Here is a 25,386-nt window from a genome sequence, read left to right as displayed (position 1 = left end):
TCTCAATTCTAATTTAATTAAAATAAACAGAAAATGTAATTTTATGGTATAATAATCATACAATAATATTCGATTATTTGGAGGTTTTTAATGTGCATAAAAAAAATATAAATTCATTTCTAGTTAAGTTTGAAGAAGCTATTTATAACAACAGTGCAGCTATTTTTTGTGGTGCTGGAACTTCTATGTCTTCTGGCTTTGCAAACTGGAGTGAATTATTAAGACCAGCAGCTGAAGAGTTATCATTGAAAATTGAAAAAGAAGATGATTTGATTACTCTCGCTCAATACTTTGTGAATCAAGAACAGAACAAGCGTCCTCTATTTAGTATCATTGAAAAAGAGTTAAAAAAACAGCCTCTTGATAATAAAACCCTAACTACATTGACAAAATTACCTATTCATACATACTGGACTACTAATTATGATTCAGAAATTGAAGATTATCTGATTAGAAGAGAGAGAAAGCCACTTGTATTAAGAAAAAATATGGATTTTTATAGAGATCAACTAGGTTATACAGATAAAGTATATAAATTTCACGGAGATAAAGAAGATATTGAAAATTGTGTGATAACTAGAGATGATTATCAAAATTATTCTACAACACATCAACTTTTTGTTAACTCTCTATTAGGAGATTTAACAAATAAAACGTTTCTTTTTCTTGGTTATAGTTTTCAAGATCCTGATTTCAATAATTTGCTTGCAACATTAAGTACCTATACTAAAGATAATATGCAGAGTCATTATTTTATTGAAGCAAAAGCTTCTGGTAAAGGATCGAGTTATATAAACAAGAAAAAAGAATTAGCATCTAAAGACCGGCTAAGAGCTGGAATAAAAACAATTTGGATCGAGGACTATAAAACTGATTTACCCGAGATATTAGCATGTTTATATAATAAAAATAAAACGCGATATATTCATGTTGGAGGAAGTAATAGAAAAAATCCTGATGGTTGGACTGATGAACTAATTTATAAATTTCAAACAGAACTTGGCAAAAAATTGATTCAAAAAAGATATCATGTTGCTACTGCTATGATTGAAGGTACAGCAGCATTTTCAAAGGGAGTATTAGAACAAATAAATGAAGATAATTTAGTTGTTGAAGACTATTTTAAGCTGAATAAAATGCCTAGGATAAAAAATGCAGAAGGTAATCTAGAGGTACTACTTAATGACAGTACTAAAAGACAGTATCAGGAAAGTATCCTAGAAGAAAGTGGCATATTTATCTTTATTTTTGGGAATCAAACTTATGATGGTGGCGCCAGTTATATACCAGCTAAAGGGGTAATGAATGAATTTAACAGAGCTAAAAAAAATAAAAATTATATTATACCTATTCCACAAACAGAAGGTGCATCAAGGGTTATTTTCGAAGAAATCAAACATAATATTTCAGATTACGGATACCTAAAAAAGTTCGCTACTGAACTCGAAACGATTGACAAAAATGATACTGAAAAAATGGTTGATATGATTATCCGTATTATCGATTATATTCATGTAGAAAAGAGTATTTTTTTATAATTGTATCTTTTATGGCATCTATAAATTTGATATTATAGGTTGACATTAATTTAGTCTCAAAATAGTTACTCAGTATATCTACTAGAATAGCTTTTGAAATACTTAACCAATGTAAGGCACTTGTATCATGTTTAGACTTTGTTATGAAGAACTCAATCAATATTGAAGTTAGTATTAGTTTATTAAAAAAATCAGTACTGATACAAACCTGATACATCATATCCTTTAATATATCAATGCTTTGACCATTTAACTTAGGAAGATACTTAGGTGTTTTAACATAGAATAATGTGATGGCATTGATAATTTCTGGTAAATCATCTATTGAGTAAATTGTTTTGGCATAATTTGTCTTTAAAATATTTCTATATGATTCAGGAAAATCTTCTTTCTTAATCTTCCATAGAATAGGTAAAATAGATATATTGTTCAATATTAACTCATCTAGTTCAAGTATGCACCAATTTTTTGAAAAATAAGTAGGGTCAAAAAGGATTATTGCTCCATTCCATTCTTTTGCATCAGTTATTACTTTTTTTATATTATCATACACATCTACTCCGAACGGAACATCATAACGATCAACCCATATATTAAAGCCTTTTGTTTCTAAATAGGATATCATTGATTCTGTAACTTCTAAATAACTATCTCTTGAATAACTTAAAAAAAAATCATTTTTGCACATTAAAAACCTCCAAATAATCGAATATTATTTGGAGGTTTTTAATTTTTTCTAAAGAATATTGAGAAATAACTAAATGATGGATATACATGAAAGATCAGCATATTGATAGCCTAATATAAAGCTCCTATACTTGTTTCCAACCCTTTAAATTTCCTAGCATCATATAGGATTCAACTTATCAAGAAACAGCAAATACCGAACAATAAACGTATGTTTCTACAAGATATACGTTTTTCTATATATAAAATGATAAAAAACGCTTAAAATTGAACTATCAACTGTTTTTATAAAAAAGGAGAATAAGGTGACTAGACGAGCGTTAATTAGTGTGAGCGATAAAGCAGGTATTGTAGCATTTGCTACGACATTACAAGAATTAGGGTGGGAGATTATTTCTACTGGTGGCACTAAGACAGCATTAGACACTGCTGGTGTTGCGACCATTGCGATCGATGATGTGACTGATTTTCCTGAAATGATGGATGGCCGCGTTAAGACCTTGCATCCTAAGATTCATGGTGGTCTCTTAGCACGACGTGATCTTGACAGCCATGTTTCTGCTATGAAAGCGCACGATATCCTACCGATTGATTTAGTTGTCGTCAACCTTTATCCATTTAAGGAAACGATCATAAAGCCTGATGTAACCTATGCTGATGCTGTAGAAAACATCGATATTGGTGGACCATCTATGCTACGTTCTGCTGCCAAAAATCATGCAAGTGTAACAGTAGTGGTAGATCCTGCTGACTATGCTTTAGTCTTGGACGCGTTCTCTGAACATGGCGATACTAGTTATGAAACACGTCAAAAACTGGCTGCCAAAGTATTTCGTCATACGGCTGCATATGATGCTTTGATCGCTGAATACTTTACCGCACAAGTTGGTGTCGATAAACCAGAAAAACTAACAGTGACCTATGACCTTAAGCAAGCCATGCGTTATGGGGAGAATCCACAACAAGATGCTGATTTTTATGAAACAGCATTACCAGTCCCTTATTCAATTGCAGCAGCAAAACAATTGAATGGTAAGGAGCTATCCTTTAATAACATTCGAGATGCTGATGCAGCGATTCGCATTATTCGTGATTTTACTGCGCCAACTATTGTTGCCTTAAAACATATGAATCCTTGTGGAATCGGTAGTGCTGATACGATTGAAAAAGCTTGGGATTATGCCTACGCATCTGATCCAGTTTCAATATTTGGTGGGATTGTTGTCTCAAACCGAGAAGTAGACGTCGAAACTGCTAAAAAAATGCATGATATCTTCCTTGAAATCATCATAGCACCAAGCTATTCTGAGGAAGCCTTAGCGGTGTTAACGACTAAAAAGAAAAACCTAAGAATCTTAGCGCTCGATTTTGCGCAACAAGCTGCATCAGAATTACCAAAAGAGTTGACAGGTGTTCTTGGTGGCTTACTAGTGCAAAATCAAGATACGACTGTTGAGTTACGTGATACATGGGATATCGTAACTGACCGCAAACCCAGTGAAAAAGAAGTAGCTGCCTTAGAGTTTGCTTGGCGTTCAGTCAAATATGTCAAGTCAAATGGGATCATCATCACAAATGATCACCAAACGCTAGGTGTAGGTCCTGGACAAACAAATCGCGTTGCATCTGTTAAAATTGCGATTGAGCAAGCAGCAGATCGACTCGAAGAAGCAGTACTAGCATCAGATGCTTTCTTCCCATTTTCAGATAATGTAGAGGAAATCGCAAAAGCTGGTATCAAAGCCATTATCCAACCTGGTGGCTCAGTTCGTGACCAGGATGCAATTGATGAGGCAAATAAGCATGGTATCGCCATGGTCTTCACTGGTGCGCGTCACTTCAGACATTGATACGTGAACGGGCTGTCTCGTAACAGTAGTCATACAATGCGTCACTAACATATTAAACCTCCACAACCTAGAAATGATAGGTGTGGAGGTTTTTTATCTGATAGAGTGAGTTGACACTTATATACACCTTGCAACATATCATTTGAATGTAATCAAAAACGCTCAGAAAGGGCATCTGGCGTTATGATTTTGATAAATAGATAGGTCACTAGTTTACTTGTTTACTTCAGTTGCATTTGCCCATTCAGGACTAAAGAAGTAATCATTCAGCTTATAAGTTGGTGTTTTTTGTTTTGTTGTTAAAAATTTGTCAACATGATGATCAAAGGCTAACCAGCCATTCCAACCAAGGTGGATGGTATCCTGCATGAAATAGGGTTCATTTCCTTTTTTGGATAAATCAGCAACATGATGAAAGCCTTGTGAAGATAGCTGATAACGGATCTTATCAACTGATGTTTGGTACATTTCCTCACTTAGTCCAGTATAACTTTGCCATTTTCCGTTAATAGGTGGGATGACAAATATGACATCAGTTTTCTGTTTAGCGAATTCAGTTAGCACCAATTGGAGATCGTTATATTCTGGTGATTTAACATAAGAAAATGTTCGTTGTGCATTTTGTAGTTTAGAGAGTGTATCCCTAATCTGACTGGTATAAAAACTGTTGAGAATACCAAACTGGTTATTATTTGTGTTTAGTTTACCTAGTTGATTTGCTTGTGATTGAAGCGCTTCTAGATTGTAAGGCTGAGGGAGTAGCTTGGCACGTGGTTTTACGACATTTTTAAAATTATCTCCAAACTGAAGCCCTGCAAATAGATTATCTTCATGAACGGCGAGTTTCTTTTGTACATTAATTTGCCACTTATCGATTTGGCTGAGTGGTTTTCCCTCAGCTATTTTTTCCATAAATCTGCTGAGGGAACTAGTAGGTGCCATTTTTAGAAAACGTTTGGCCGCATACTTATCAGCAGCTGTATTTTTAGCACCTTCTAAAAAACGATAGCCTTGGTCACTAGCAAAATAAAAATTGAAAGCCCCTGGTGATTGGCCTCTTTTGATGAACCATTGGGGAGAAATAACAAAAACGGCTTGTTTGTTATTTAGCTCAGGCTTAATTTGTTGCATGCCGAAGTAATGTGTTAGTGATTCAGCACCTTTTAAGCCTAACAAAAACGGCGTGTAGTTTCGATTATAGGCTTGAGATAAAACAGATGGGTGCATTTCATCCAGTCGTTTCCATTCACTTGATCCGAAAAAGGGGACAAAACGATGATCTGGATCTGAAAGTGCCTCTTTTTTTAAAGAAGCATTTTTGAATACAATCGGTGTTAATGCAGTAGCGGCACGTTTTTCGTCATACAAGCGATGAGTTGTTTTATCAGGCGCAAATAATAGGAAAGCAGCAAGTAGCAGCATAGAGATAAGAATTGGACCAAAAATAAACCAGAGACGCTTAAGCATGTTGTAATTCCTTAACACCTTCGACTATTTTATTACCAGTATTCCAGTCATCACGACCCATATCTGATACTGGGATTTTGATATTGAAGGTTGTCTCTAGTTCAATAACTAGCTCTACCGTTCCCATTGAGTCTAAAACACCAGCATCAAAGAGGTCTTCATCCATCATATCTGAAATATCTTCCATAAATAAAGTATCAATTAGTTGAATTACTGTTGTTTGAATGTCCATTTTTTATTTCTCCTGTAAAATGTAGTAGTAAGTTTCTGAGTGGTTTAAATGGGATAAGATTGCATCCTAATAAAATTCCTGGTCTCAGGAAAGGGGAGTCATTAGCTTAAGAAGCTAAGTTAATTTAAATCAGGTTATTTGGGTTGACGGATAAAATTATGAAACCAGAGTGTGTCTAGAAAACCTGAAAAGATTAACAAACTCAGCATGACAACATGGAATGTGATGAAAATGCCAATCCCATGTGTCCATTTATTATCGACAAGGGGCTGTTGTCCAGCTTGTTTTCTTTTTTTATTGATTGTTTTTTTCTTGCGAACCCACCAATCATTAATGATTAAGCCAACACCATGGAAGATACCATAAACAATATAGTACCAATGTAAGCCATGCCAGAAGCCCATCAGTGTCATATTAAGCAAATAAGCGACACTTGAGGTGGTGTTTCTATTTTTAAAGACTTTACGTTTCATCATGGTATAAACTAATCTCATGAAGACAAAGTCTCTAAACCAGAAACTAAGGGACATATGCCAACGGTTCCAAAAATCTTTTAAGTCTCTTGCTAGGAACGGCTTATTAAAGTTGATTGGTGTTTTGATCCCCATGATATAAGAGATACCGACAGCAAACATGGAATAACCAGCAAAGTCAAAGAATAGGTCAAATCCCCAAGCATACATGTATAAAACTGTGTGCCAATTCATTAACCCACCAGTAGCCAGTGCAGCTAACTTGATAGGTGGAATAACATAAGTGACTAACATATGGGATATGATGAACTTATATAGGGCACCGAGCATGATATACCAAACAGCCTTTTCAAGCATGCTCAGATAGTCATCACGAGTTGGCACCTTAAGATAATCTTGTTGGAACCGACGATAGCGGTCTATAGGTCCCGACGAAATGGTAGGGAGGAAAATCATAAATCGTATAAATGGCCACAAAGTAACATCGGTTAACTCACCATCTCTCATCTCCATGACCATAGCAACAGTCTTAAAAGTAAGATATGAAATACCTAGGAAACCAAGTAAAGAATTACTGCCGAGTATCGTAGGAGTTACTTTAACCACAATCAGCGGAAGTGCAGCAAGTAAGACACTGAAGTAGAAGACCAAATGATGATCATATTTTTTACGGTAGGTCTGGTAGGAAAAGACAACTAAGGATTGCCAGACTAGATAGCCAATTAGAGCAAAGAATTGCTTGTAATGCGTACCTCCGAACATCAAGCTAATGAATCCAATTGAGACAAGCTCTTCATAGATTGGGAGTCTTTTACCTAAAAATATAGCAATCACGATCGGTAGCAGTGCTAGTAATAAGATTGAAAAATAATGAGGTGTCCCATAAGGTTGCCAGTTAGGCAAGGACTGTAAAAATGAACTCATCGGGTGTTCACCTCAGTTATTAGCGCTTTGATATCAATTTTACCATTTGGTGTAATTGGCAGCGACTCCCTATAAATAAATCTTGATGGCATCATGTAAGACATCATCTCGTCCACAAGTTCAGTTTTAATCGCTTTTGTTAAGGCTAACTCTTTGTCAAATTGCGCTTTGACACCTGGTTTAGCAACGACAAAAGCAAGTAATTGCTGGACTTTGTGTTGCACATTATAGCGTGGGACAGCAACAGCAGCTTCTACATATTGAGATAAGTTTAAAACATGTGCCACCTCTTCAAGCTCTATACTGTAACCGTTAAACTTGATTTGAAAATCGATTCGGCCCTGATAATGTAACATGCCATCAGCATCTAGAGACCCTAAATCACCTGTATGATAAGCTGGTGCACCATTTAATTCAAAGAACGATTGGGCAGTTTTTTCTGGATTATTAATGTAGCCTTTTGAAACAGCAGGTCCTGTGACGATAATCTCACCAGGCATATCAGGTTCTAGGATATCCCCCGCGTCGTTAATGATAAAGGTTGGTGAATCGGCTTTGATATACCCAATTGGCAGACGGTCAGCTTTTTCAATCATCTCGTCTGAAATCGCAACGGCTGAAAAAGCGACAGTGCTCTCAGTAGGCCCAAATGAATTGATAATACTAGCATCTGGGAATCTCTGGCGTAATTTGCTTGCAGTACCAACAGTTAACTCTTCACCACAAAAATAAAAATGTGATAGGTCTGGCATTTTATCGCTTGAAAAGTCATCTGATAACAGCACCATGTCAGCAAAAGAAGGGGTAGAAACCCATACTTGAACTGGCATTTGAGGTAAGATAGCAAACAAATCTTTAAAATTCTCTGTTTTTTCTTTAGGAAGTGCATATAAGCAACCACCTACTGCTAAAGCAGGTGCCCAAGACATGACTGACAAGTCAAAGGAATAAGGCGCTTGGGATAGTATCTTAGCACCCGATGGTAAATCAAATTCACTAGATGTCAAAACCCAGTTGACAAAAGATCGGAGATTATCATGAGAAATTTGAACGCCTTTTGGTTGCCCTGTCGTCCCTGAAGTGAAGATGATGTAATAGGTATCATCACCGGCTACAGCATGTGTCATCTCATAAGCTGTAGCTTGTGAGATAACATCTGTCAAATCGTCTGAACTAATGATAGGTAAGTCTGAGATAGCGATCGGCAGGTGTTGTACAGCAATGATTGCACTTGGTGCTGCAATTGTGACGATTGAGGTGATACGTTCAGTCGTTGAATTGACATCTACTGGAATATAAGCGTGTCCTGATTTTGATAAGGCAACGAAAGCAACAAGCATCTCATAGTCTTGTCCACCAAATACCATAACTGGGCTCTTAGCAGGTAAGTTCAAGCTATCAATATAAGCAGCAAGACTGTCGGAATCTTGTTTGAGTTGGGCATAGGTATTTTGTTTACCTAACATATCATAAACAGGATTTTGAGGTTGCGTAAGTGCATAATGATCAAGTGTAGCAATAAAGTCTAAAACGGGCATGTCTGTTCTTCTTTCTGTGCGATTAAAATTCATTATAGATAAAATTACCTTGTCCAACGCCAGTGTAACTGAAGAAGTAGAGGAGGACTAAAAAAATAAAGAAGTAGAGGATAGTTTGTAAAATAAATTTGATGATAGGCCACTTATTTTGTTGCGGCAAGTTTAAGATGTAATGAATCACGTTTAGCTCCTGTTAGGTTTAACTGTTTCAATGGTAGTGAAACGCCGGTTTTGATCACGATTATTATATTATAGCAAAAGAGAAATTAAAAATGTATTAAAAACAATAAAATATAACTTACATTTTTGAAAGATATATTTATTTTACTTCTAATCGTATCCGTCTAACGATATAATCTGTTTATTGATTATCTAGTAAACGGTTTAAAGTGGCTTTTTATTGGGTGTGCCTGCTTTACGCGGGAATCTCTTTGGTGTTTCCTTTTTCTTCTCGATCATCACTAGATGGCGTTCATCACCATTTGGTAAGGTATAATCTAGAGGTGTGCCTAATTTGCCACCTAAAATAGCAATGGCATGTTTGGCTTGCGTCATCTCATCTAGCATCTGACTTGCTTTGAGTGATAGCAGCTTGCCATTCTTTTTCAAAAAAGGTAAGGTTAATTCTGACAAGACATTCAAGCGTGCTACTGCGCGAGCAGTAACATAGTCAAACTGGCCTCTATAAATAGGATCTTGTCCAAAATCTTCAGCTCGTCCATGTAATAAGGTAATTGTAGCTGTATCGAAGTTCAGTTTATCAGATAGGGCTTCTAAAAATTTAATCCGCTTATTTAAGGAGTCAATGATGGTTACCTTTAACTCAGGAAAGATAATCTTCATCGGAAAACTTGGAAAGCCAGCACCAGCACCAATATCTAATAATTTGAGTGACGTATTATCAATTACGTTATATAAAAGTGGTGCGATAGAATCATAAAAGTGCTTGAGGTAGACGTCTTGTTTTTCAGTGATAGCAGTCAAATTAATTTTTTCGTTTTCAGTTACCAAAAAATTAAAATAAGTTTCAAATTGTTCTTTTTGTGTATCAGTTAAGTAAATATCAAATTGTTCTAGTTCGCTATAAAAGGCTTCTGGTGTCATAATTGTCTTTCTAGTAGGGTTTTCGTAATCATATGGATATCAGATTTAGCAGGGATATCTGGTAATTTTTGGATCAGTTTCAATGCCTTATCAGTATGTTTTTTAGCTAGTGCATAGGTTTTATCTAAGGCATGTGTCCCATGAATAATCGTAAACACTTGATCATAAGCTTCTTGTGCTAATAGATCAGCTACATTAGCGTCGGCAGCTATGGCAAATAAAACAGGTGCAGAATAGATGCCTTGTTTGATATCTGTCAGTACAGGTTTGCCAAAGGTTTGACTTTCTGTTGTGTAATCTAGATAATCATCCATAATTTGGAAGGCTATACCGATATTAAGTCCAATATCATAGGCACGCTTAGCAAGCATTATTTGTCCATCTGCAAAAAGAGAGACAGCACAGGCTTGTGCAAATAACTCAGCCGTTTTCCCAGAAATATTTGCTAGATAGTCTGAAATGGTTTGATCCGTGTTGAAACGCAAATTCATCTGACCAAGTTCACCATTAAGTACGGTTTCCATGGCATCAATTCGGTTGGATAGATTTGACATATCTAAGGCGTGTTTAATCATTAATTTAAAGACAGCAATAAATAAATAATCACCAGCATAGACAGCAACTTCATTACCATAGAGGTGGGAAATCGTTGGGACACCCCGTCGTGTTTCAGCTTCATCAATGATATCATCATGGACAAGTGTTGCCGTATGTAGCAGTTCTATTGAACTGGCTAAGGCGATTCTTTTGTCTGAGTCTAAGGTTGTGAAGTCAGAAAATAGCAGCAGATAAGCTGGGCGGAGCATCTTGCCACCAGAAGCTAACAAGCTTAAAATCGCTTGCTGCGTCTGAGGATTTTTTACTTTAATGGCATCAGTCATCGTTTCATGAACGATATCAAGTTGCTTAGCAAGTTGGGGATATGTATTCCAAAAAGTCATAGGTCTGTCATCCAAATTTTATTTTCTTTTACAAATAAATCATTGATCGGTTTAATCTTATAAAGTAGAGAGTTAGCAGCTACGCCTATAAAAAATCCAGCCAAAAGACCGAAAAAAGCGAGCCATGGTAAATACAAAAGTACTGCAGGTGTCTGAGAAATAAATGTTGCCATTACAAGCTGACCGACATTATGAAAAAAACCGCCTGCTAATGAGATACCTATCAGACTGACTAGTTTTGGGCCCAAGAGTTTGATGAGATACATGGCTAGAAGGGATAATATCCCACCAGAAAGACTATACAAGAAGACAGAAAATCCGGTAAATAAGGCAGTAAGCAGCAATTTTAAGATCATCAAAATGATGACATCGGATTTTTTTAGTGTAAAAATTGCCATTAAGACAACAAGATTACTAAACCCTAGTTTGGCACCAGGTGCAAATGCAAATGGTGATGGGAATAAGGTTTCGACGATACCAATAATGGTTGCCGTAGCTGTCAGTAAAGCAATGTAGACAAGTCGATGTAGCTGATGTTGTGTCATTGGTAATCTACTATCCTATCTTTTTTATCTTTACCCTTTTCATCGGTTGCACCCATGATTTCAATGACTAAGCGATGAGGTAAACACACGATGGTTTGGCCAGTTTTACCGATATAACCCTTGCGAACACAAATCTGATCGCCGCAGTTGGCATAAACAATAGCAATTTGCCCATCACGTACTTCTATTTTGTTGATGTCATCATGGGCTACGTCGCGGTAAGTATAGGTCTGGTCTTTACCTAAATCAAATGTTTTAACGACCTGACTATTAACCCGAAGTTGCGCAATTTGTCCTGGTTGTTGATTTCCCCTTAGTAATAAGAAAGGAGAAAAGCTTGCAATCATTAATAGGATTATCAAGATGAAATCGACTGGTTTCATCTGTAAATGCTTTGCTTTTTTAAAGATGCCCGTGGATGCTTTCATTACTCCATTTTATCATGTTTTATAGATTTTTGCTTAAAAGTTTTAAGTGGCGACTGGGCAAAAAGCTAGTTAGCAACAAACGATAAGAAAAGCGCCCCTCACGGAACGCTAGATCATTAGCTTTTCTTTGTACTTATTTTACTTGTAGCCTCAAGTTCTTTTGCTTTTTTGATAATATAATCATGTAAAGCATCTTTGATTTGCGGGTGTGTTAAGCCATATTCTATCGTTGTTTCGACAAAGCCGAACTTATCGCCAACGTCATAACGTTTGCCTTTAAATTCACGAGCAAAAACGCGTTGTGTTTTATTTAATCTCTCGATTGCATCTGTTAGTTGAATTTCATTTCCAGCACCAGGTTTTTGTGTTTCTAGAATACTGAATATTTCAGGTGTTAATAAATAACGACCGATGATGGCAAGATCACTAGGTGCATCTTCAATTGCAGGTTTTTCAACGAAATTAGCAACGTTATACAAGCCTTTTTCGACTTCGCCTTCGGGTGCAATGACACCATATTTGTCAACATCTTGATGTGGTACTTTCATGACAGCAATCGTAGAGGCATGCGTTTTCTCATAGTCAGTAATCAGTTGCTTCGTTAAGGGAATGTCAGACTCCATCAAGTCATCGCCAAGCATGACAACAAAAGGTTCATCACCTATGAAGGCTTTAGCTTGAAGTACAGCATGGCCTAGGCCCATTGGGTGGCTTTGACGAATGAAATGTAAATTAATATCTGTCGTCTCTTCAACAAGTTTTAAGAGATCATCTTTACCCTTCGCCTTTAAGGCCATCTCAAGTTCAATATTTGAGTCAAAATGGTCTTCGATAGGTCGTTTGGCTTTACCTGTGACGATCAAGATATCCTCAATACCAGATTTAAGTGCTTCCTCAACAATAAACTGGATTGTTGGCTTATCAACTATCGGTAGCATCTCTTTAGCAATCGCCTTAGTCGCGGGTAAAAAACGTGTACCAAGACCTGCTGCAGGGATTACCGCTTTCTTGACTTTAACAGCTTGCTGTTCATTTTTCATCTTAATTTTTCCCTTTAATTTCAATAATATACTCGTTTTCCGGACGACCTTCTCGACGCATGAGCTGAATGATACTATTCTTGATTTCAGCTCCTTCATATATCACACTATAAATGGCATTGACAATTGGCATGTCAATCTTTAACATTTGGGCTAGTTCATAGGCAACTTTGGTTGTTGATACCCCCTCAATGACCATCCCCATATTCGCTTCAATATCGGCTATTTTTTCTCCACGTCCAAGCGCATCACCAGCACGCCAGTTTCGTGAGTGAATAGAAGTACCTGTGACGATCAAATCACCGACACCTGACAAGCCGATGTAAGTCATCGGATTTGCACCCATGGCAACACCCAGTCTTGTAATTTCTGCAAGACCACGCGTAATAATGGCAGCTTTTGCATTATCACCAAAGCCCAGACCATGTAATGCGCCCGCCCCAACAGCAATGACATTTTTAAGTGCTGCTGCAGTTTCCACACCAATCACGTCATCGTTTGTGTAGAGACGGAAGTAATCATTACTAAATAACGCTTGGACATATTTAGCATCTTCAAGTTGTTTAGAAGCAGCTGTAATCAAGGTTAAATCACGTACAATCGTTTCTTCAGCATGAGATGGTCCAGATACGACAACAATCTCTGAGCGAAGTTCTTGAGGGATTTCTTCCTCTAAGATGGTCGATATCCGCTCGTGTGTACCTTGCTCAAGCCCTTTTGAAGCATGCATGACAACCACTTTATGATCGAGTAGTTGGGCAACTTGTTTAGCCACTAATCGCGTTACACTAGTTGGGACGACAAATAAAATCGCTTCAACATCAGTAAGGGCAAGCGCTAAGTCGTCATAGCCGACAATTTTACTATCTAAGACAACATCTTTGAAATATAGTGTATTGGTATGCTTTGTATTGATTTCAGAAATCTGTTGTGGGTTATTCCCCCAGATACGAACGTCATGACCATTATCATTAAGGACTTGTGATAAAGCTGTTCCCCATGATCCAGGACCGAGAACTAAGATTTTCTTTTGAGACATAATACCTCCAATTGTATTCATCTCATTTTAACATATTCTATTTTAAAATCATACTCTAGACTGAGAATCGCAAGCAAATTTGTGATAAAATAGGGGTATGAATATAATAATAATATTGATGTTAATCGTCGTTCTACTTATTATTTGGTTGATACATGATTATAAAAATGATAAAAAAAATCCAAAGTTAATCAAAACCTATCACAAGGCGGGATTGTCTGATCAGGACATTGTCATTTTTCGTCAAACCATGCAAGATGCCAAAGATCAAATTAAGCAATGGGAGATTGCTGTAAAAGAGGATGCTGCCTTACAAGTCATTGAACAGGTGACAGGTGGGCTTGATAGTGCTAAAAAACTATTTCAGCTAATCGTCAAAAGGCCCAAAATTGCCTTGTCAAATAATGATTTTTTGTATAAGCATTTGCCGACCATGCTTGACTTGATCGAGACGTATCAAAATATTAAGGCTGTTGATAAATTAGATCAAGCCTTATTAGTCGACAGTCAAAAAGTCATTAGAGCATTGTCTGAAAAAATCGCTGGCCTTTATGCGCTAACTATATCTGAGGATATCGAAACAATTAAGAATGAGGTGGAAAATGGCTAATGAGTTATTAGACGAGTTAATGCTTGCTGACCAGGATAAAACATTGACAGACGTTACAGTGCAAGAAGCACAGGTCATATCAGAAACACAAACACCTGAGGCAACGGCCCTATCGACGCTCACTGAAGAAGAATTAGGCAAGGCAAAGGCTTTATCAAAATCTCTTGATGAAAACAATGCCCAATCTGTCATCGAGTATGGTGCACTTGCACAGAAAAAGATCGGTGATTTTTCACAATCAGTCTTAAATAAGGTACAAACTAAGGATTTAGGTGACGTAGGCAGCGCCTTGACTGATTTGATGTATCAGTTACAAGAATCAAATCCAAATGACCTAGCGGCAGAAGATCCTGGCTTTTTCAAGAAAATGTTCGGTAAAGTCAAAAAGTCTATTTTTGAAGTGACGCAAAAATATCAAAAATTAGGCGCTGGTATCGATAAAATTTCGATCAAGTTGAGCCATGAATATAAAGGCTTACTTGATGATAATAAGACGCTTGAGACCTTATATGCTGAAAATTTAGATTTCTTCCATGCCCTTAGTGTTTATATCGCTGGTGCTGAGTTAAAGATTAAAGAACTGGCTGAGATTACGATTCCCCAAGCACAAAAAGACGCTGAGAGCATGGCAGATAATGCCATTGCTGTTCAGAAAATTTCTGATTTGGAAAACTACAAAAATCGCTTAGATAAGCGACAATATGACCTCAAATTAGCACGTCAAATTACAATCCAGCAGGCACCACAAATCCGCATGATTCAAAATACAAATCAAGAATTAGCTGAAAAAATCCAAACATCAATTAATACGGCTATTCCTTTATGGAAAAATCAGGTTGCGATTGCTTTGACGCTTTTGAAGCAAAAGGATGCCCTAACCAGTCAACGGATTGTGTCTAATACGACAAATGATCTATTAACCAAAAATTCTGAGATGCTAAAACAGTCGTCTATCGAGGCGGCAAGAGAGAACGAGCGTGGTGTTGTTGATATTGAAACCTTGAAAACAACACAAGCTAACTTGATAGAAACGATCCAAGAAACGATGACCATCCAGCGTGAAGGTGCTATTAAACGTCGACAAGGTGAAGTTGAGTTAAGTCAACTAGAAGCAGAAATAAAGGCAAAATTGTTAGCCTTGTCAAATAAAGAAAAAAGTGAGTAGCCCATACTTGCTTTTTTAATTGGACTATACCATTTTTGACAAAGGCAAGAGAAAGGTGTAAAATGAGGTATAAAATTAGGAAAGCAAGAGGTGTACTTGATGACAACAACTTATATAAAGGCTGATAAATTCTTCTATCCATACGAAAGTAAGATGGGTGGTTATTTAGAACTAACGGCCGATGGCAAATTTGGGAATCATGTCGAACAGGTAGCACAAGGTAGTACTGTGTTAGATTATAGTGGTAAGTTCATAGCTCCAGGATTAGTGGATACACATGTTCATGGCTATGCGGGTGTTGATGTGATGGATAATCATAAGGATGGGATTGTCCATACCATGAGTGATGCCTTATTATCAACTGGTGTCACCTCTTTTCTACCGACAGCTTTGACGGCAAGCTACGAACAGCTCAGAGACATCTGTCAAACGATTGGAGATCACTATACAGAGGCATCAGGTGCTAAGATTCAAGGCATTTTCTTTGAAGGTCCCTACTTTACTGAAAAATATAAAGGTGCACAAAATGCTGCCTACATGCGTAATCCCAGCTTTGAAGAATTCCAGGGCTGGCAAGAGGCTGCAAAGGGCATGCTCTTAAAAATTGCTGTTGCACCAGAGCGAGATGGTAGTGCTGAGTTTATCGCAAAAGTAGTCGAAACAGGTACAAAAGTTGCGCTCGGTCATTCAGATGCGACTTATGAGCAAGCAGTCCGTGGTGCTGAAGCAGGTGCTAGTATCTGGGTCCATGCCTATAATGGCATGCGTGGGTTGACGCACAGAGAACTCGGCATGGTTGGTGCTGTTTATGAAATCCCGCATACTTATGCTGAGTTAATTTGTGATGGGCACCATGTTGTACCAAAAGCCTGTAATATCTTGATCAAACAAAAAGGGCATGACCATGTCGCCTTGATTACGGATTGCATGCGTGCGGGTGGAGAGCCTGATGGTGATTATATGCTTGGCGAATATCCAGTCATTGTTGAAAATGGGACAGCCAGACTAAAAGACGGTGGTAATCTCGCAGGCTCAATTTTGAAACTAAAAGATGGTATCAAAAATGTTGTTGATTGGGGGATTGCATCACAAGAAGAAGCAGTGATGATGGCGTCGCTTATTCCAGCTAAATCTGTTGGCATTGATGATAAGTGTGGTCGGATTAAGCCAGGATTTGATGCAGACTTTATCGTACTAGACCCTAATTTAGAGCTATCCGCAACTTATTTGAATGGCCAAAAAGTCTATTCAGTTTAATTAGGATACCCTAACATGTAACCAACCAATAGGAAACCAAGTCGCCTACTATTTTTAAAAGGAAGTGTATGAAAAGAAAAATTAGATTTTGTCTGCTGTCTTGTTTATTGCTGTCAAGTATGTCCCAGATACCTGTTCTAGCAGATAGTCAATTAGCGAATAACACTACTGGTACTACAGCTTTAAATGCTAGTAAAACGCCACAGACAGTAATAGCGTCATCACTAAGTCATCAACCTATCAAACCACTATCATCCGATACGATAGACGCTTGGATGCCAGATAAAAATCTGCAGAACGTTATTGCTACCCTACTTGAAAAACCTTTATCCCAAGTCACCAAAGAAGATATGACCAGTGTGACAAGGATTGATTTGGAGAGTCTCCCTGAAGATACACAAGTAAATCTCAAGGGGTTAGAGTTGGCAGTAAATTTGAAATCATTAGATATAGCTAACATAATTGCGACAGATATCCCAGAGATTACGATGGTCAATAATGCAACATTATTTACACGGTCAAATGTTCTGCCATATATTAAGCCAAAAGGAAAATTTAATAATATTCACATTGGTAATTATACGTCTTATCGTCCTAAAGACGAACTTGTCGGGATAGGTCAGGATATGGATAATTGGGATGTTGACATGCTGAGTATCTATTCAATTGGTATGACTGATTATTCTGAATTGGAACTATCTAAAGTTAATGTTAACTATGATTTATCTATCTTAACGAATGATAGCATAGTGCTAAACCCAATCGAGATTCAAGACACAAATGAGTCAGAGATAGCCTATACAGATACACTTTTAAAGGATACATCGGGAAATCCGATTATTTCTGATCTATCAAATGCCAGCATACCTTTATCTATTACTTATATTGACAAGAATGGTGAATGGACCTCTCTTTCAGAGGGAATTGATTATCACATGACACACCAGGGGATAATCTTTACTAGCATACCCAAAGACACAGAAAAGATAAACATACAATCTATGGTACCTGCTTTATTTGCGAGTACTACTAATGCATTCATCACGTATGGCGGTAGCTATCAGATTCCCGTGAATCACCTTACCACTGCTCAAAGTGTCATTGTTAATTATGTTGATGAACAGGGACAAGCTATTCCAAATGTGCCTAGCCAAAGTATCAGTGGTAATGTAGGCAGTTCATTTGACGCGTCAACTGATAAATATAAACTTATGATTGCTGGTTACACGTTAGATGAGACGAAACTGCCAATCAATATGACTGGTAAACTAACGGATCAAATACAAACTGTAACGTATGTCTATACAAAAATTAAAGTTGAGCCAGTAGTTCCAATACCAAACGATACACCCAATACACTCAATACTGAAACAACTAAAGCATCTGCTTTATTACCTAAAACGGGTGATGAAAATGATAATTACCTAGGGCTAGGCCTTTTCCTTGTCATATGTACGTCTATAATATCGACTTTGTATGTCAGAAGCTCAAAGCAATAGAATAGCATGTGAAAAATTGAATAGTTTAATCGTGTTGATTAGATGCAACATTGGAAGGAAGCGCGTAAAAGCGCTTTTTCTATGGGCTTCTATTTAATAGTAGAAAACGTTTTCTTTACTTTTTGTCTGACAAAATATATTTAAACGTGGTATAATGATTAAGATAAAAAACATTGGAGGATTGATACTTAAATGAAACGTATTGCCGTTTTAACTAGTGGCGGAGACGCTCCTGGTATGAATGCTGCTGTTCGTGCTGTTGTACGAAAAGCCATTTATGAAGGTATGGAAGTCTTTGGGATTAATTATGGCTATGCAGGAATGGTTGCCGGAGATATTTTCCCATTGACAGGTAGAGATGTTGGTGATAAAATTTCACGTGGTGGCACGTTCTTGTACTCTGCAAGATTTCCAGAATTTGCAGAAGTAGAAGGCCAGCTTGCAGGCATTGAACAGCTGAAAAAACATGGGATTGAAGGTGTTGTTGTCGTTGGTGGTGATGGGTCATATCACGGCGCGATGCGTCTGACTGAGCATGGCTTCCCAGCAGTTGGTGTACCAGGTACGATTGATAATGATATCGTGGGTACTGATTACACGATTGGTTTTGATACAGCAGTTACCACTGCACTTGATGCGATTGATAAAATTCGTGATACATCATCTTCACATAAAAGAACATTTATTGTTGAAGTAATGGGTCGTCACGCTGGTGATATCGCACTTTGGGCTGGTATCGGCGCAGGTGCTGATGAGATTCTTATCCCTGAACATGACTTTGATATCAACGAATTAGTTGCATCGATTAAACATGGTTATAAAAACGGGAAGAACCATAACATCATCGTCCTTGCTGAGGGTGTCATGTCTGGCTCAGAATTAGCTGAAAAACTTAAAGCTGCTGGAGACGATAGTGATCTTCGTGTGAGTACGCTTGGTCACATCCAACGTGGTGGTACACCTACTGCGCGAGATCGTGTTCTCGCATCATGGATGGGCGCACGTGCCGTTGAACTGCTTAAAGCAGGTCGTGGCGGTTTAGCAGTCGGTATTCATAATGAAAAATTAGTTGAGAGTCCAATTTTAGGATCTGCAGAAGAAGGGGCGCTTTTCAGCCTTGATAATGGTAAAATCATTGTCAATAACCCGCATGTAGCCAATCTTGATTTGTTCAAACTCAATAAAGAAATTTCATCTTAATCGGTTTACAGTTTCACTAAACATCAGTTAAAAACTGCATATGCAGTCTAAGGATACCTCATATGAGATGTCCTATATATTGGCGAAAGCCATCTAATTTAGAAGGAGTTCTACTAAAATGAACAAACGTGTAAAAATTGTTGCAACACTTGGACCAGCTGTTGAAATCCGTGGTGGCAAAAAATTTGGTGACGATGGTTACTGGGGTGAAAAACTCGATGTAGAAGCTTCAGCGCAAAAAATTGCGCAATTAATCAAAGAAGGCGCAAATGTTTTCCGTTTCAACTTCTCACATGGTGACCATGAAGAGCAAGGCGATCGTATGAACGTTGTCCGTCGTGCAGAAGAAATTGCTAACCAAAAAGTTGGTTTCTTACTTGACACTAAAGGACCAGAAATCCGTACTGAATTATTCGAAGGCGAAGCTAAAGAATTCGAATACAATACAGGTGACTTACTCCGTGTTGCAACACAACAAGGCCTAAAATCTACTAAAGATGTTATCGCTTTGAACGTTGCTGGTGGTCTTGACATTTTTGATAACGTTGAAATTGGTCAAACAATCCTTATCGATGATGGTAAACTTGGGTTAACTGTTGCTGGTAAAGATGCTGCAACGCGTCAATTCGAAGTTGAAGTGCAAAATGATGGCGTTATTGCTAAACAAAAAGGTGTTAACATCCCTAACACTAAAATTCCTTTCCCAGCACTTGCTGACCGTGATAACGCAGACATCCGTTTTGGTTTGGAACAAGGTTTGAACTTCATCGCGATCTCATTTGTTCGTTCTGCTAAAGATGTTAACGAAGTTCGTGCTATCTTAGAAGAAACTGGTAACACACACGTTCAACTTTTCCCTAAAATTGAAAACCAACAAGGTATTGATAATATCGACGAAATCATTGCTGCCTCTGAAGGTATCATGATTGCCCGTGGTGATATGGGTATCGAAGTACCATTTGAAATGGTACCAGTTTACCAAAAACAAATCATTCAAAAAGTAAATGCTGCTGGTAAAGCTGTTATCACAGCAACTAACATGCTTGAAACAATGACTGACAAACCTCGTGCAACACGTTCAGAAATCTCTGACGTATTTAACGCTGTTATCGATGGTACAGATGCAACAATGCTTTCTGGCGAATCAGCAAATGGTAAATACCCAGTTGAATCAGTACGTACAATGGCAACTGTTGACAAAAATGCACAAGCACTTTTGAAAGAATATGGCCGTTTGTCAACTGATAAATTTGACCGTTCTAACGTGACTGAAGTTATGGCATCTGCTGTTAAAGATGCAACTAACTCTATGGAAATCAAACTAATCGTTGCCTTGACTGAGTCAGGTTCAACTGCCCGTTTGATCTCTAAATACCGTCCTGATGCTGATATCTTAGCAATTACTTGGGATGAAAAAGTTCAAAAATCACTTATGATTAACTGGGGCGTTATCCCAATCTTGAACGAAAAACCTGCATCAACTGATGACATGTTTGAAGTTGCTGAAAAAGCTGCTATCGAATCAGGTCTTGTTGAATCTGGCGACAATATCATCATCGTTGCTGGTGTACCAGTAGGTTCAGGCCGTACAAATACAATGCGTATCCGTACAGTTAAATAATTAAATTTAAAAAACGTCTGGCTGAGTCAGGCGTTTTTTTTATGGGCTAGAAAGTTATATCATAGGGAAACTGATTTATTGATGCAAAAAAAACGTATAAGTGTTTTATTTGGCATACGATTTTCATCTGGACCTTTGCGTGTCAGCTATCCTTTATTGCTTATATTGAACCAGGTCTTTAGCTGTTTTAACCGGTATAAATTCAACAATCTCATATTCAGCAACTTGATGAATAAAAAAAGGATCTTCTGAAATAATTTGTTTTACGTCATCTTGACTGGCAGCATGACATATGATAATCCCACCATTTCTAGGTTCCTTAGGACCAGAGAGTAGAAATATCTCTTTTTGATAATAGTAATCTAAAAATGCGCGATGTTGACTTAAGAAAGTTTCTATCTCATCAAGTGGTTTGATGTAGGTTAGGTTTAGAATAAACATGGAGTCTCCTTTGAAAAAGTAAGTATGTAGATAGGATAACATATTCGACCTCATATGTGCCAAAAGAAGGTGCCGTCTGTCGATCAACATCATACAGGCTGATAGGTTGCTGATTACTGATAAAAAGCAATCAGTTTTTTGAGGACATCTTTGGTATGTTTTCCAGACCGAAGGTCATGCCCGATTTGTTTTGCTTTTATTTTATCATAGGGAAAGGTAAGGGGGAGTTCTGACAACTCAGTGATGCAGGCACCCAGCTGATTATATGATATGAAACTGGAAAAAGGAGAAAATGTTGGCAAGATAACTGGCAACTCTGCAGCCAAATAAAGGCTGAGTTTGTGCGGGCTGTTGACGATTTGATAGCTCTGATAGCGTGTATCATGATCACTGTCGCTATCCCATACAAGGCCAATACCATCTGGTAATAGGCCAGGGGCTAAATCTTGTGGTAAGAGGTCATGAATGGTGATATGAGGTGGCAAGTTATCATGCTGCCACTTTCGCGGTCGTTTACCGAAAACAGATATTGGTTGGCAGCAGCTTTTAAGCCAGCTTGCCTTTGTCAACGTACCCGCATAAAGCAATTGAGGGGTGAACAGGCGCTCTGGTATCATAGCTGTCGTTAAGTAATCAAAAAGGCCTAGGATAAAAGTAGGGACTGGGCTAGCTAATGCATCTGCCATTTCTTTTGTATGAACGACTAGGCCGTCTGACTGGTGAAGTAGTGCATATTCACGATCGGAAGTTGGGCGGTTGGCAATCCTGAGGGGTTCAAAATCATGAATGAGCAAGATGAACGTCGCGCCAGCCTGCTGCACAGCTTTTTGAAAATTTTCTTCGAATGCTAAGGGTAAATAACTTGGATACTGATGCACAATGAGGTCATCCGAGCTTAAATTAAGTGCCAAATTACTTGTATCAGGTGATTGACTTGCCCGGTCTATCAACAGCTCTTGCCAGCCGACTTGTTTTGCTATGCTTGCAATATCATCTTTTGGTTTGGTTGCCCCGATAGGCATCCATGGTTCAATTGTATGTGTCATATAATTCATACCTATAGTTTATCATGTTCTGCTAATTTAAGGAATTCGTGACTGGGTAATAGCAAAAAATAGCCTTTTACGGTATAATTGACAGAGGTAGTTTAAAAAAGATGAGGTGAGTGATGATTGCAGGAATTTGGGCAGAGGACGCACAAGGTTTGATTGGTGTAAATGGGACGTTGCCGTGGTCTCTACCCGCAGAGCTGCGTCACTTTAAAGCAACAACGATGGGTCAGGCTATCTTAATGGGGCGCAAGACCTTTGATGGGATGACCCAACGGACATTGCCAGGTCGGACAACGATCGTAATGACCCGTGATAAAAGCTATACGGTGGCTGATAAATCAGTCCTCATATTTCATGACCCTCAAGCAGTATTAGCCTGGTACGCGCAACAAAGTCCAGACTCAGCAAAAGATTTATATATTATTGGTGGTGCAGAGATGTTTGAGGTATTTAGCCAGTCGTTAGAGCGCTTATACAGGACGATAGTTTCAGGCGTTTTTGAAGGAGATACTTACTTTCCTGACGTGATTCAGTTTGACCATTTTTCTGAACTGTCATCTACTACCCATCCGAAAGATCAAGAAAATAAATACGGTTTTACAGTTAAAACCTACGAGAAGAATAAATAATGGAAAAATCAATATTTGGCGTTTTTACGGCTGTCTTAGCCTGGATTTGTGTTGTCTGTGCAGTACAATGTTTCCGCAAGAAAAAGTTTGGTCTTGCGATTTTATTTTTATTGTGTGCGTTCACGAATCTGGTGAATTCAATTCACGCAGTCTATCAAACACTCTTTTAAGGGTAAGCATTTAGAAAAGGAACTAACAAAATCAAATGATAAATAAAGATCAGATATTTTGTTCATTTTGTGGTAAATCACAAGACGAAGTTAAGAAAATTATTGCCGGCAGCGATGTCTTTATCTGTAATGAATGTGTTGAATTATCGATGGATATTCTGCGTGAAGAATTTAAAGATGATCTATCTTCAGAAATGTTAGATAGTAAAACGCCAAAAGAATTACTTGCGATTTTAAATGACTATGTCATTGGACAAGATACCGCTAAACGTGCCTTATCTGTTGCTGTTTATAATCACTATAAACGGATTAATTTTGTAGCCAGTAAGGCAGACGATGACATTGAACTCCAAAAATCAAATATTTTGATGATTGGGCCAACAGGATCAGGAAAAACCTTCCTAGCCCAAACCTTGGCACGGTCTCTAAATGTCCCATTTGCGATCGCAGATGCAACGAGTCTGACTGAAGCCGGTTATGTTGGGGAAGATGTTGAAAATATCCTACTCAAATTACTACAGGCAGCAGACTATAATGTTGACCGGGCCCAACGTGGGATTATCTATGTGGATGAAATCGATAAAATCGCAAAAAAATCGGAAAATGTATCGATTACCCGTGATGTGTCTGGTGAAGGTGTCCAACAAGCCTTGCTAAAAATCATCGAAGGTACGGTAGCGAGTGTCCCACCACAAGGTGGTCGTAAACACCCGAATCAAGAAATGATTCAGCTAGATACTAAAAATATCTTGTTTATCGTTGGTGGCGCCTTTGATGGGATCGAAGAGATCGTCAAGCAACGCTTAGGTGAAAAAGTGATCGGCTTTGGCTTTAATAATAAAGCCTTATCAGAGGATGCATCTTATATGCAAGAGATTGTTGCTGAAGATATCCAAAAATTTGGCTTAATTCCTGAGTTTATCGGAAGATTACCGATTGTTGCAGCTCTTGAATCTTTAACAGAAGATGATTTGATTCATATTTTAACACAGCCTAAAAATGCCCTGGTTAAGCAATACCAACGCCTATTAAGCTTTGATGATGTTGAGCTAGCCTTCGAAGAAGGTGCACTCAAAGCCATTGCACAAAAAGCTATTACACGTAAGACAGGTGCGCGTGGACTTCGCTCGATTATAGAAGAAGTGATGATGGACGTTATGTTTGAAATCCCTAGTATGACTGGGATTCAAAAAGTCGTAATCACTGAAGCAGCTGTTTTAGGAACAAATGAACCGTTACTAATCGGTGCTTAATGATAAGAAAAGAACGCATAACTGCGCTCTTTCCTTTTATAGAAATGAGACTCATGAAATTTAATATCCATAATGTCAGTTTGACAATTTCAGCTGCATCAAGCAAGCAGTATCCTGATACAGAATGGCCAGAGATTGCTCTTGCTGGTCGTTCAAATGTCGGTAAATCAAGCTTTATCAATACCTTACTTAACCGCAAAAATTTTGCACGTACATCAGGTAGACCTGGTAAAACCCAGTTGCTTAACTTTTTCAATATTGATGATACCTTACACTTTGTCGATGTACCAGGCTATGGTTATGCACGTGTTTCTAAAAAGGAACGTGAGAAATGGGGAGGTCTGATTGAAGAATACTTGACGACTCGTCCGAATCTTCGTGCGGTTGTGAGCTTAGTTGATATGCGTCATGAGCCATCTACTGAGGACATTCAAATGTATGAATTCCTTAAGTATTATGAAATTCCAGTTATTTTAGTTGCGACTAAGGCTGATAAGATTAAACGTGGCAAGTGGAACAAACATGAAAGTATCATTAAAAAGGCTTTACAGTTTGATAGTACAGATGACTTCATCATTTTTTCAAGTTTTGATAAAACAGGTTTGGATGAGGCGTGGCGTGTCATCGAGGAATTTATAGACTAATTGACACGACAAGTTGTCAATTAAGATGGAAATAGTCTG

The 25,386-nt window shown here is 37.9% G+C and carries 26 protein-coding genes; 12 read left to right on the top strand and 14 right to left on the bottom strand.

All coding sequences use genetic code 11. From position 1 onward, the window contains the following. The first annotated feature begins 92 nt into the window (after window positions 1–92). Window positions 93–1,538 carry an SIR2 family protein gene (locus tag RU86_RS06530; RefSeq protein WP_096814610.1) on the top strand — a complete coding sequence of 482 codons (1,446 nt, stop codon included), beginning with the start codon at window positions 93–95 and terminating at the stop codon, window positions 1,536–1,538. On the opposite strand, the gene RU86_RS06525 is transcribed toward RU86_RS06530, so the two are convergent. After that, window positions 1,498–2,226, bottom strand: a complete 729-nt coding sequence (locus tag RU86_RS06525; RefSeq protein ID WP_096814609.1) for a toll/interleukin-1 receptor domain-containing protein — start codon at window positions 2,224–2,226, stop codon at window positions 1,498–1,500. The genes RU86_RS06530 and RU86_RS06525 overlap by 41 nt on opposite strands. A 304-nt stretch (window positions 2,227–2,530) precedes the next feature. Here RU86_RS06525 and purH point away from each other — a divergent pair, with 304 nt between their 5' ends. After that, window positions 2,531–4,075 (top strand): bifunctional phosphoribosylaminoimidazolecarboxamide formyltransferase/IMP cyclohydrolase, encoded by a 1,545-nt coding sequence (purH, locus tag RU86_RS06520; RefSeq protein ID WP_096814608.1) that lies wholly within the window; start codon window positions 2,531–2,533, stop codon window positions 4,073–4,075. Window positions 4,076–4,288: 213 nt separating this feature from the next. Here purH and dltD read toward each other — a convergent pair whose 3' ends face one another. The 11 genes from dltD to RU86_RS06465 form a co-directional block, all read right to left on the bottom strand. Next, window positions 4,289–5,542 carry a D-alanyl-lipoteichoic acid biosynthesis protein DltD gene (dltD, locus tag RU86_RS06515; protein WP_096814607.1) on the bottom strand — a complete coding sequence of 418 codons (1,254 nt, stop codon included), beginning with the start codon at window positions 5,540–5,542 and terminating at the stop codon, window positions 4,289–4,291. Then, window positions 5,535–5,774 (bottom strand): D-alanine--poly(phosphoribitol) ligase subunit DltC, encoded by a 240-nt coding sequence (dltC, locus tag RU86_RS06510; protein WP_096814606.1) that lies wholly within the window; start codon window positions 5,772–5,774, stop codon window positions 5,535–5,537. The genes dltD and dltC overlap by 8 nt, the downstream gene beginning before the upstream one ends. Before the next feature lie 134 nt (window positions 5,775–5,908). After that, window positions 5,909–7,171, bottom strand: coding sequence for a D-alanyl-lipoteichoic acid biosynthesis protein DltB (gene dltB, locus RU86_RS06505; RefSeq protein WP_096814605.1), 1,263 nt, complete (start codon window positions 7,169–7,171; stop codon window positions 5,909–5,911). After that, entirely contained in the window at window positions 7,168–8,709 is a 1,542-nt protein-coding gene (gene dltA / locus RU86_RS06500; RefSeq protein WP_096814625.1) for a D-alanine--poly(phosphoribitol) ligase subunit DltA, read from the bottom strand. The genes dltB and dltA overlap by 4 nt, the downstream gene beginning before the upstream one ends. Window positions 8,710–8,731: 22 nt before the next feature. Continuing rightward, window positions 8,732–8,845, bottom strand: a complete 114-nt coding sequence (locus RU86_RS06495) for a teichoic acid D-Ala incorporation-associated protein DltX (RefSeq protein WP_223271064.1) — start codon at window positions 8,843–8,845, stop codon at window positions 8,732–8,734. Window positions 8,846–9,093: 248 nt separating this feature from the next. Further along, the gene (rsmG, locus tag RU86_RS06490; RefSeq protein ID WP_096814603.1) at window positions 9,094–9,813 is read right to left on the bottom strand and encodes a 16S rRNA (guanine(527)-N(7))-methyltransferase RsmG; all 720 of its coding nucleotides are present in this window, start codon (window positions 9,811–9,813) and stop codon (window positions 9,094–9,096) included. Next, window positions 9,810–10,754 (bottom strand): polyprenyl synthetase family protein, encoded by a 945-nt coding sequence (locus tag RU86_RS06485; protein ID WP_096814624.1) that lies wholly within the window; start codon window positions 10,752–10,754, stop codon window positions 9,810–9,812. The genes rsmG and RU86_RS06485 overlap by 4 nt, the downstream gene beginning before the upstream one ends. Further along, on the bottom strand, window positions 10,751–11,299 hold the full coding sequence (locus tag RU86_RS06480; RefSeq protein ID WP_079506279.1) for a Gx transporter family protein: 549 nt from the start codon (window positions 11,297–11,299) through the stop codon (window positions 10,751–10,753). Before RU86_RS06480 ends, RU86_RS06485 begins: the two co-directional genes overlap by 4 nt. Continuing rightward, window positions 11,296–11,727, bottom strand: a complete 432-nt coding sequence (locus tag RU86_RS06475; RefSeq protein WP_096814602.1) for a NusG domain II-containing protein — start codon at window positions 11,725–11,727, stop codon at window positions 11,296–11,298. The genes RU86_RS06480 and RU86_RS06475 overlap by 4 nt, the downstream gene beginning before the upstream one ends. A gap of 116 nt (window positions 11,728–11,843) precedes the next feature. Next, window positions 11,844–12,767 (bottom strand): UTP--glucose-1-phosphate uridylyltransferase GalU, encoded by a 924-nt coding sequence (gene galU, locus RU86_RS06470; RefSeq protein WP_096814601.1) that lies wholly within the window; start codon window positions 12,765–12,767, stop codon window positions 11,844–11,846. A gap of 1 nt (window position 12,768) precedes the next feature. Next, a complete protein-coding gene (locus RU86_RS06465) occupies window positions 12,769–13,806 on the bottom strand; it encodes an NAD(P)H-dependent glycerol-3-phosphate dehydrogenase (protein WP_096814600.1) in 1,038 nt (345 codons plus the stop codon). Between the two features lie 97 nt (window positions 13,807–13,903). Between RU86_RS06465 and RU86_RS06460 the strand changes: the two genes are divergently transcribed. The 6 genes from RU86_RS06460 (at window position 13,904) to pyk (ending at window position 21,158) form a co-directional block, all read left to right on the top strand. Then, window positions 13,904–14,416: a 5-bromo-4-chloroindolyl phosphate hydrolysis family protein gene (locus tag RU86_RS06460; RefSeq protein WP_096814599.1), complete on the top strand. Its 513-nt coding sequence runs from the start codon at window positions 13,904–13,906 to the stop codon at window positions 14,414–14,416. Continuing rightward, the gene (locus RU86_RS06455; RefSeq protein ID WP_096814598.1) at window positions 14,409–15,581 is read left to right on the top strand and encodes a toxic anion resistance protein; all 1,173 of its coding nucleotides are present in this window, start codon (window positions 14,409–14,411) and stop codon (window positions 15,579–15,581) included. The genes RU86_RS06460 and RU86_RS06455 overlap by 8 nt, the downstream gene beginning before the upstream one ends. A 99-nt stretch (window positions 15,582–15,680) precedes the next feature. After that, a complete protein-coding gene (nagA, locus tag RU86_RS06450; protein WP_096814597.1) occupies window positions 15,681–16,838 on the top strand; it encodes an N-acetylglucosamine-6-phosphate deacetylase in 1,158 nt (385 codons plus the stop codon). A gap of 68 nt (window positions 16,839–16,906) precedes the next feature. Continuing rightward, window positions 16,907–18,337: a MucBP domain-containing protein gene (locus RU86_RS06445; RefSeq protein WP_245810488.1), complete on the top strand. Its 1,431-nt coding sequence runs from the start codon at window positions 16,907–16,909 to the stop codon at window positions 18,335–18,337. Window positions 18,338–18,529: 192 nt separating this feature from the next. Next, on the top strand, window positions 18,530–19,537 hold the full coding sequence (gene pfkA / locus RU86_RS06440) for a 6-phosphofructokinase (RefSeq protein ID WP_047915597.1): 1,008 nt from the start codon (window positions 18,530–18,532) through the stop codon (window positions 19,535–19,537). A 118-nt stretch (window positions 19,538–19,655) separates the two neighbouring features. Continuing rightward, on the top strand, window positions 19,656–21,158 hold the full coding sequence (pyk, locus tag RU86_RS06435; RefSeq protein ID WP_047915596.1) for a pyruvate kinase: 1,503 nt from the start codon (window positions 19,656–19,658) through the stop codon (window positions 21,156–21,158). A 153-nt stretch (window positions 21,159–21,311) separates the two neighbouring features. Here pyk and RU86_RS06430 read toward each other — a convergent pair whose 3' ends face one another. Further along, entirely contained in the window at window positions 21,312–21,599 is a 288-nt protein-coding gene (locus tag RU86_RS06430) for a YciI family protein (RefSeq protein WP_096814596.1), read from the bottom strand. A gap of 113 nt (window positions 21,600–21,712) precedes the next feature. After that, on the bottom strand, window positions 21,713–22,645 hold the full coding sequence (locus RU86_RS06425; protein ID WP_096814595.1) for a glycosyltransferase: 933 nt from the start codon (window positions 22,643–22,645) through the stop codon (window positions 21,713–21,715). A 122-nt stretch (window positions 22,646–22,767) separates the two neighbouring features. On the opposite strand from RU86_RS06425, the gene RU86_RS06420 reads away from it, so the two are divergent. Genes RU86_RS06420 through yihA form a run of 4 tightly spaced genes read left to right on the top strand, consistent with a single transcriptional unit; the run spans window position 22,768 to window position 25,347 of the window. Then, on the top strand, window positions 22,768–23,280 hold the full coding sequence (locus RU86_RS06420) for a dihydrofolate reductase (RefSeq protein ID WP_096814594.1): 513 nt from the start codon (window positions 22,768–22,770) through the stop codon (window positions 23,278–23,280). Next, window positions 23,280–23,450 (top strand): hypothetical protein, encoded by a 171-nt coding sequence (locus RU86_RS06415; protein ID WP_047915593.1) that lies wholly within the window; start codon window positions 23,280–23,282, stop codon window positions 23,448–23,450. Before RU86_RS06420 ends, RU86_RS06415 begins: the two co-directional genes overlap by 1 nt. Window positions 23,451–23,485: 35 nt before the next feature. Then, window positions 23,486–24,703 carry an ATP-dependent Clp protease ATP-binding subunit ClpX gene (gene clpX, locus RU86_RS06410; protein ID WP_096814593.1) on the top strand — a complete coding sequence of 406 codons (1,218 nt, stop codon included), beginning with the start codon at window positions 23,486–23,488 and terminating at the stop codon, window positions 24,701–24,703. A gap of 53 nt (window positions 24,704–24,756) precedes the next feature. Continuing rightward, on the top strand, window positions 24,757–25,347 hold the full coding sequence (gene yihA / locus RU86_RS06405) for a ribosome biogenesis GTP-binding protein YihA/YsxC (RefSeq protein WP_096814592.1): 591 nt from the start codon (window positions 24,757–24,759) through the stop codon (window positions 25,345–25,347). Window positions 25,348–25,386: the final 39 nt, after the last annotated feature.

This window comes from Pseudolactococcus piscium (genome assembly GCF_002441695.1).
GTDB classification, from domain to species: Bacteria; Bacillota; Bacilli; order Lactobacillales; family Streptococcaceae; genus Pseudolactococcus; species Pseudolactococcus piscium.
Note: the sequence above shows the minus strand (reverse complement) of the source record. Positions and strands in the feature narration are given on the sequence as shown.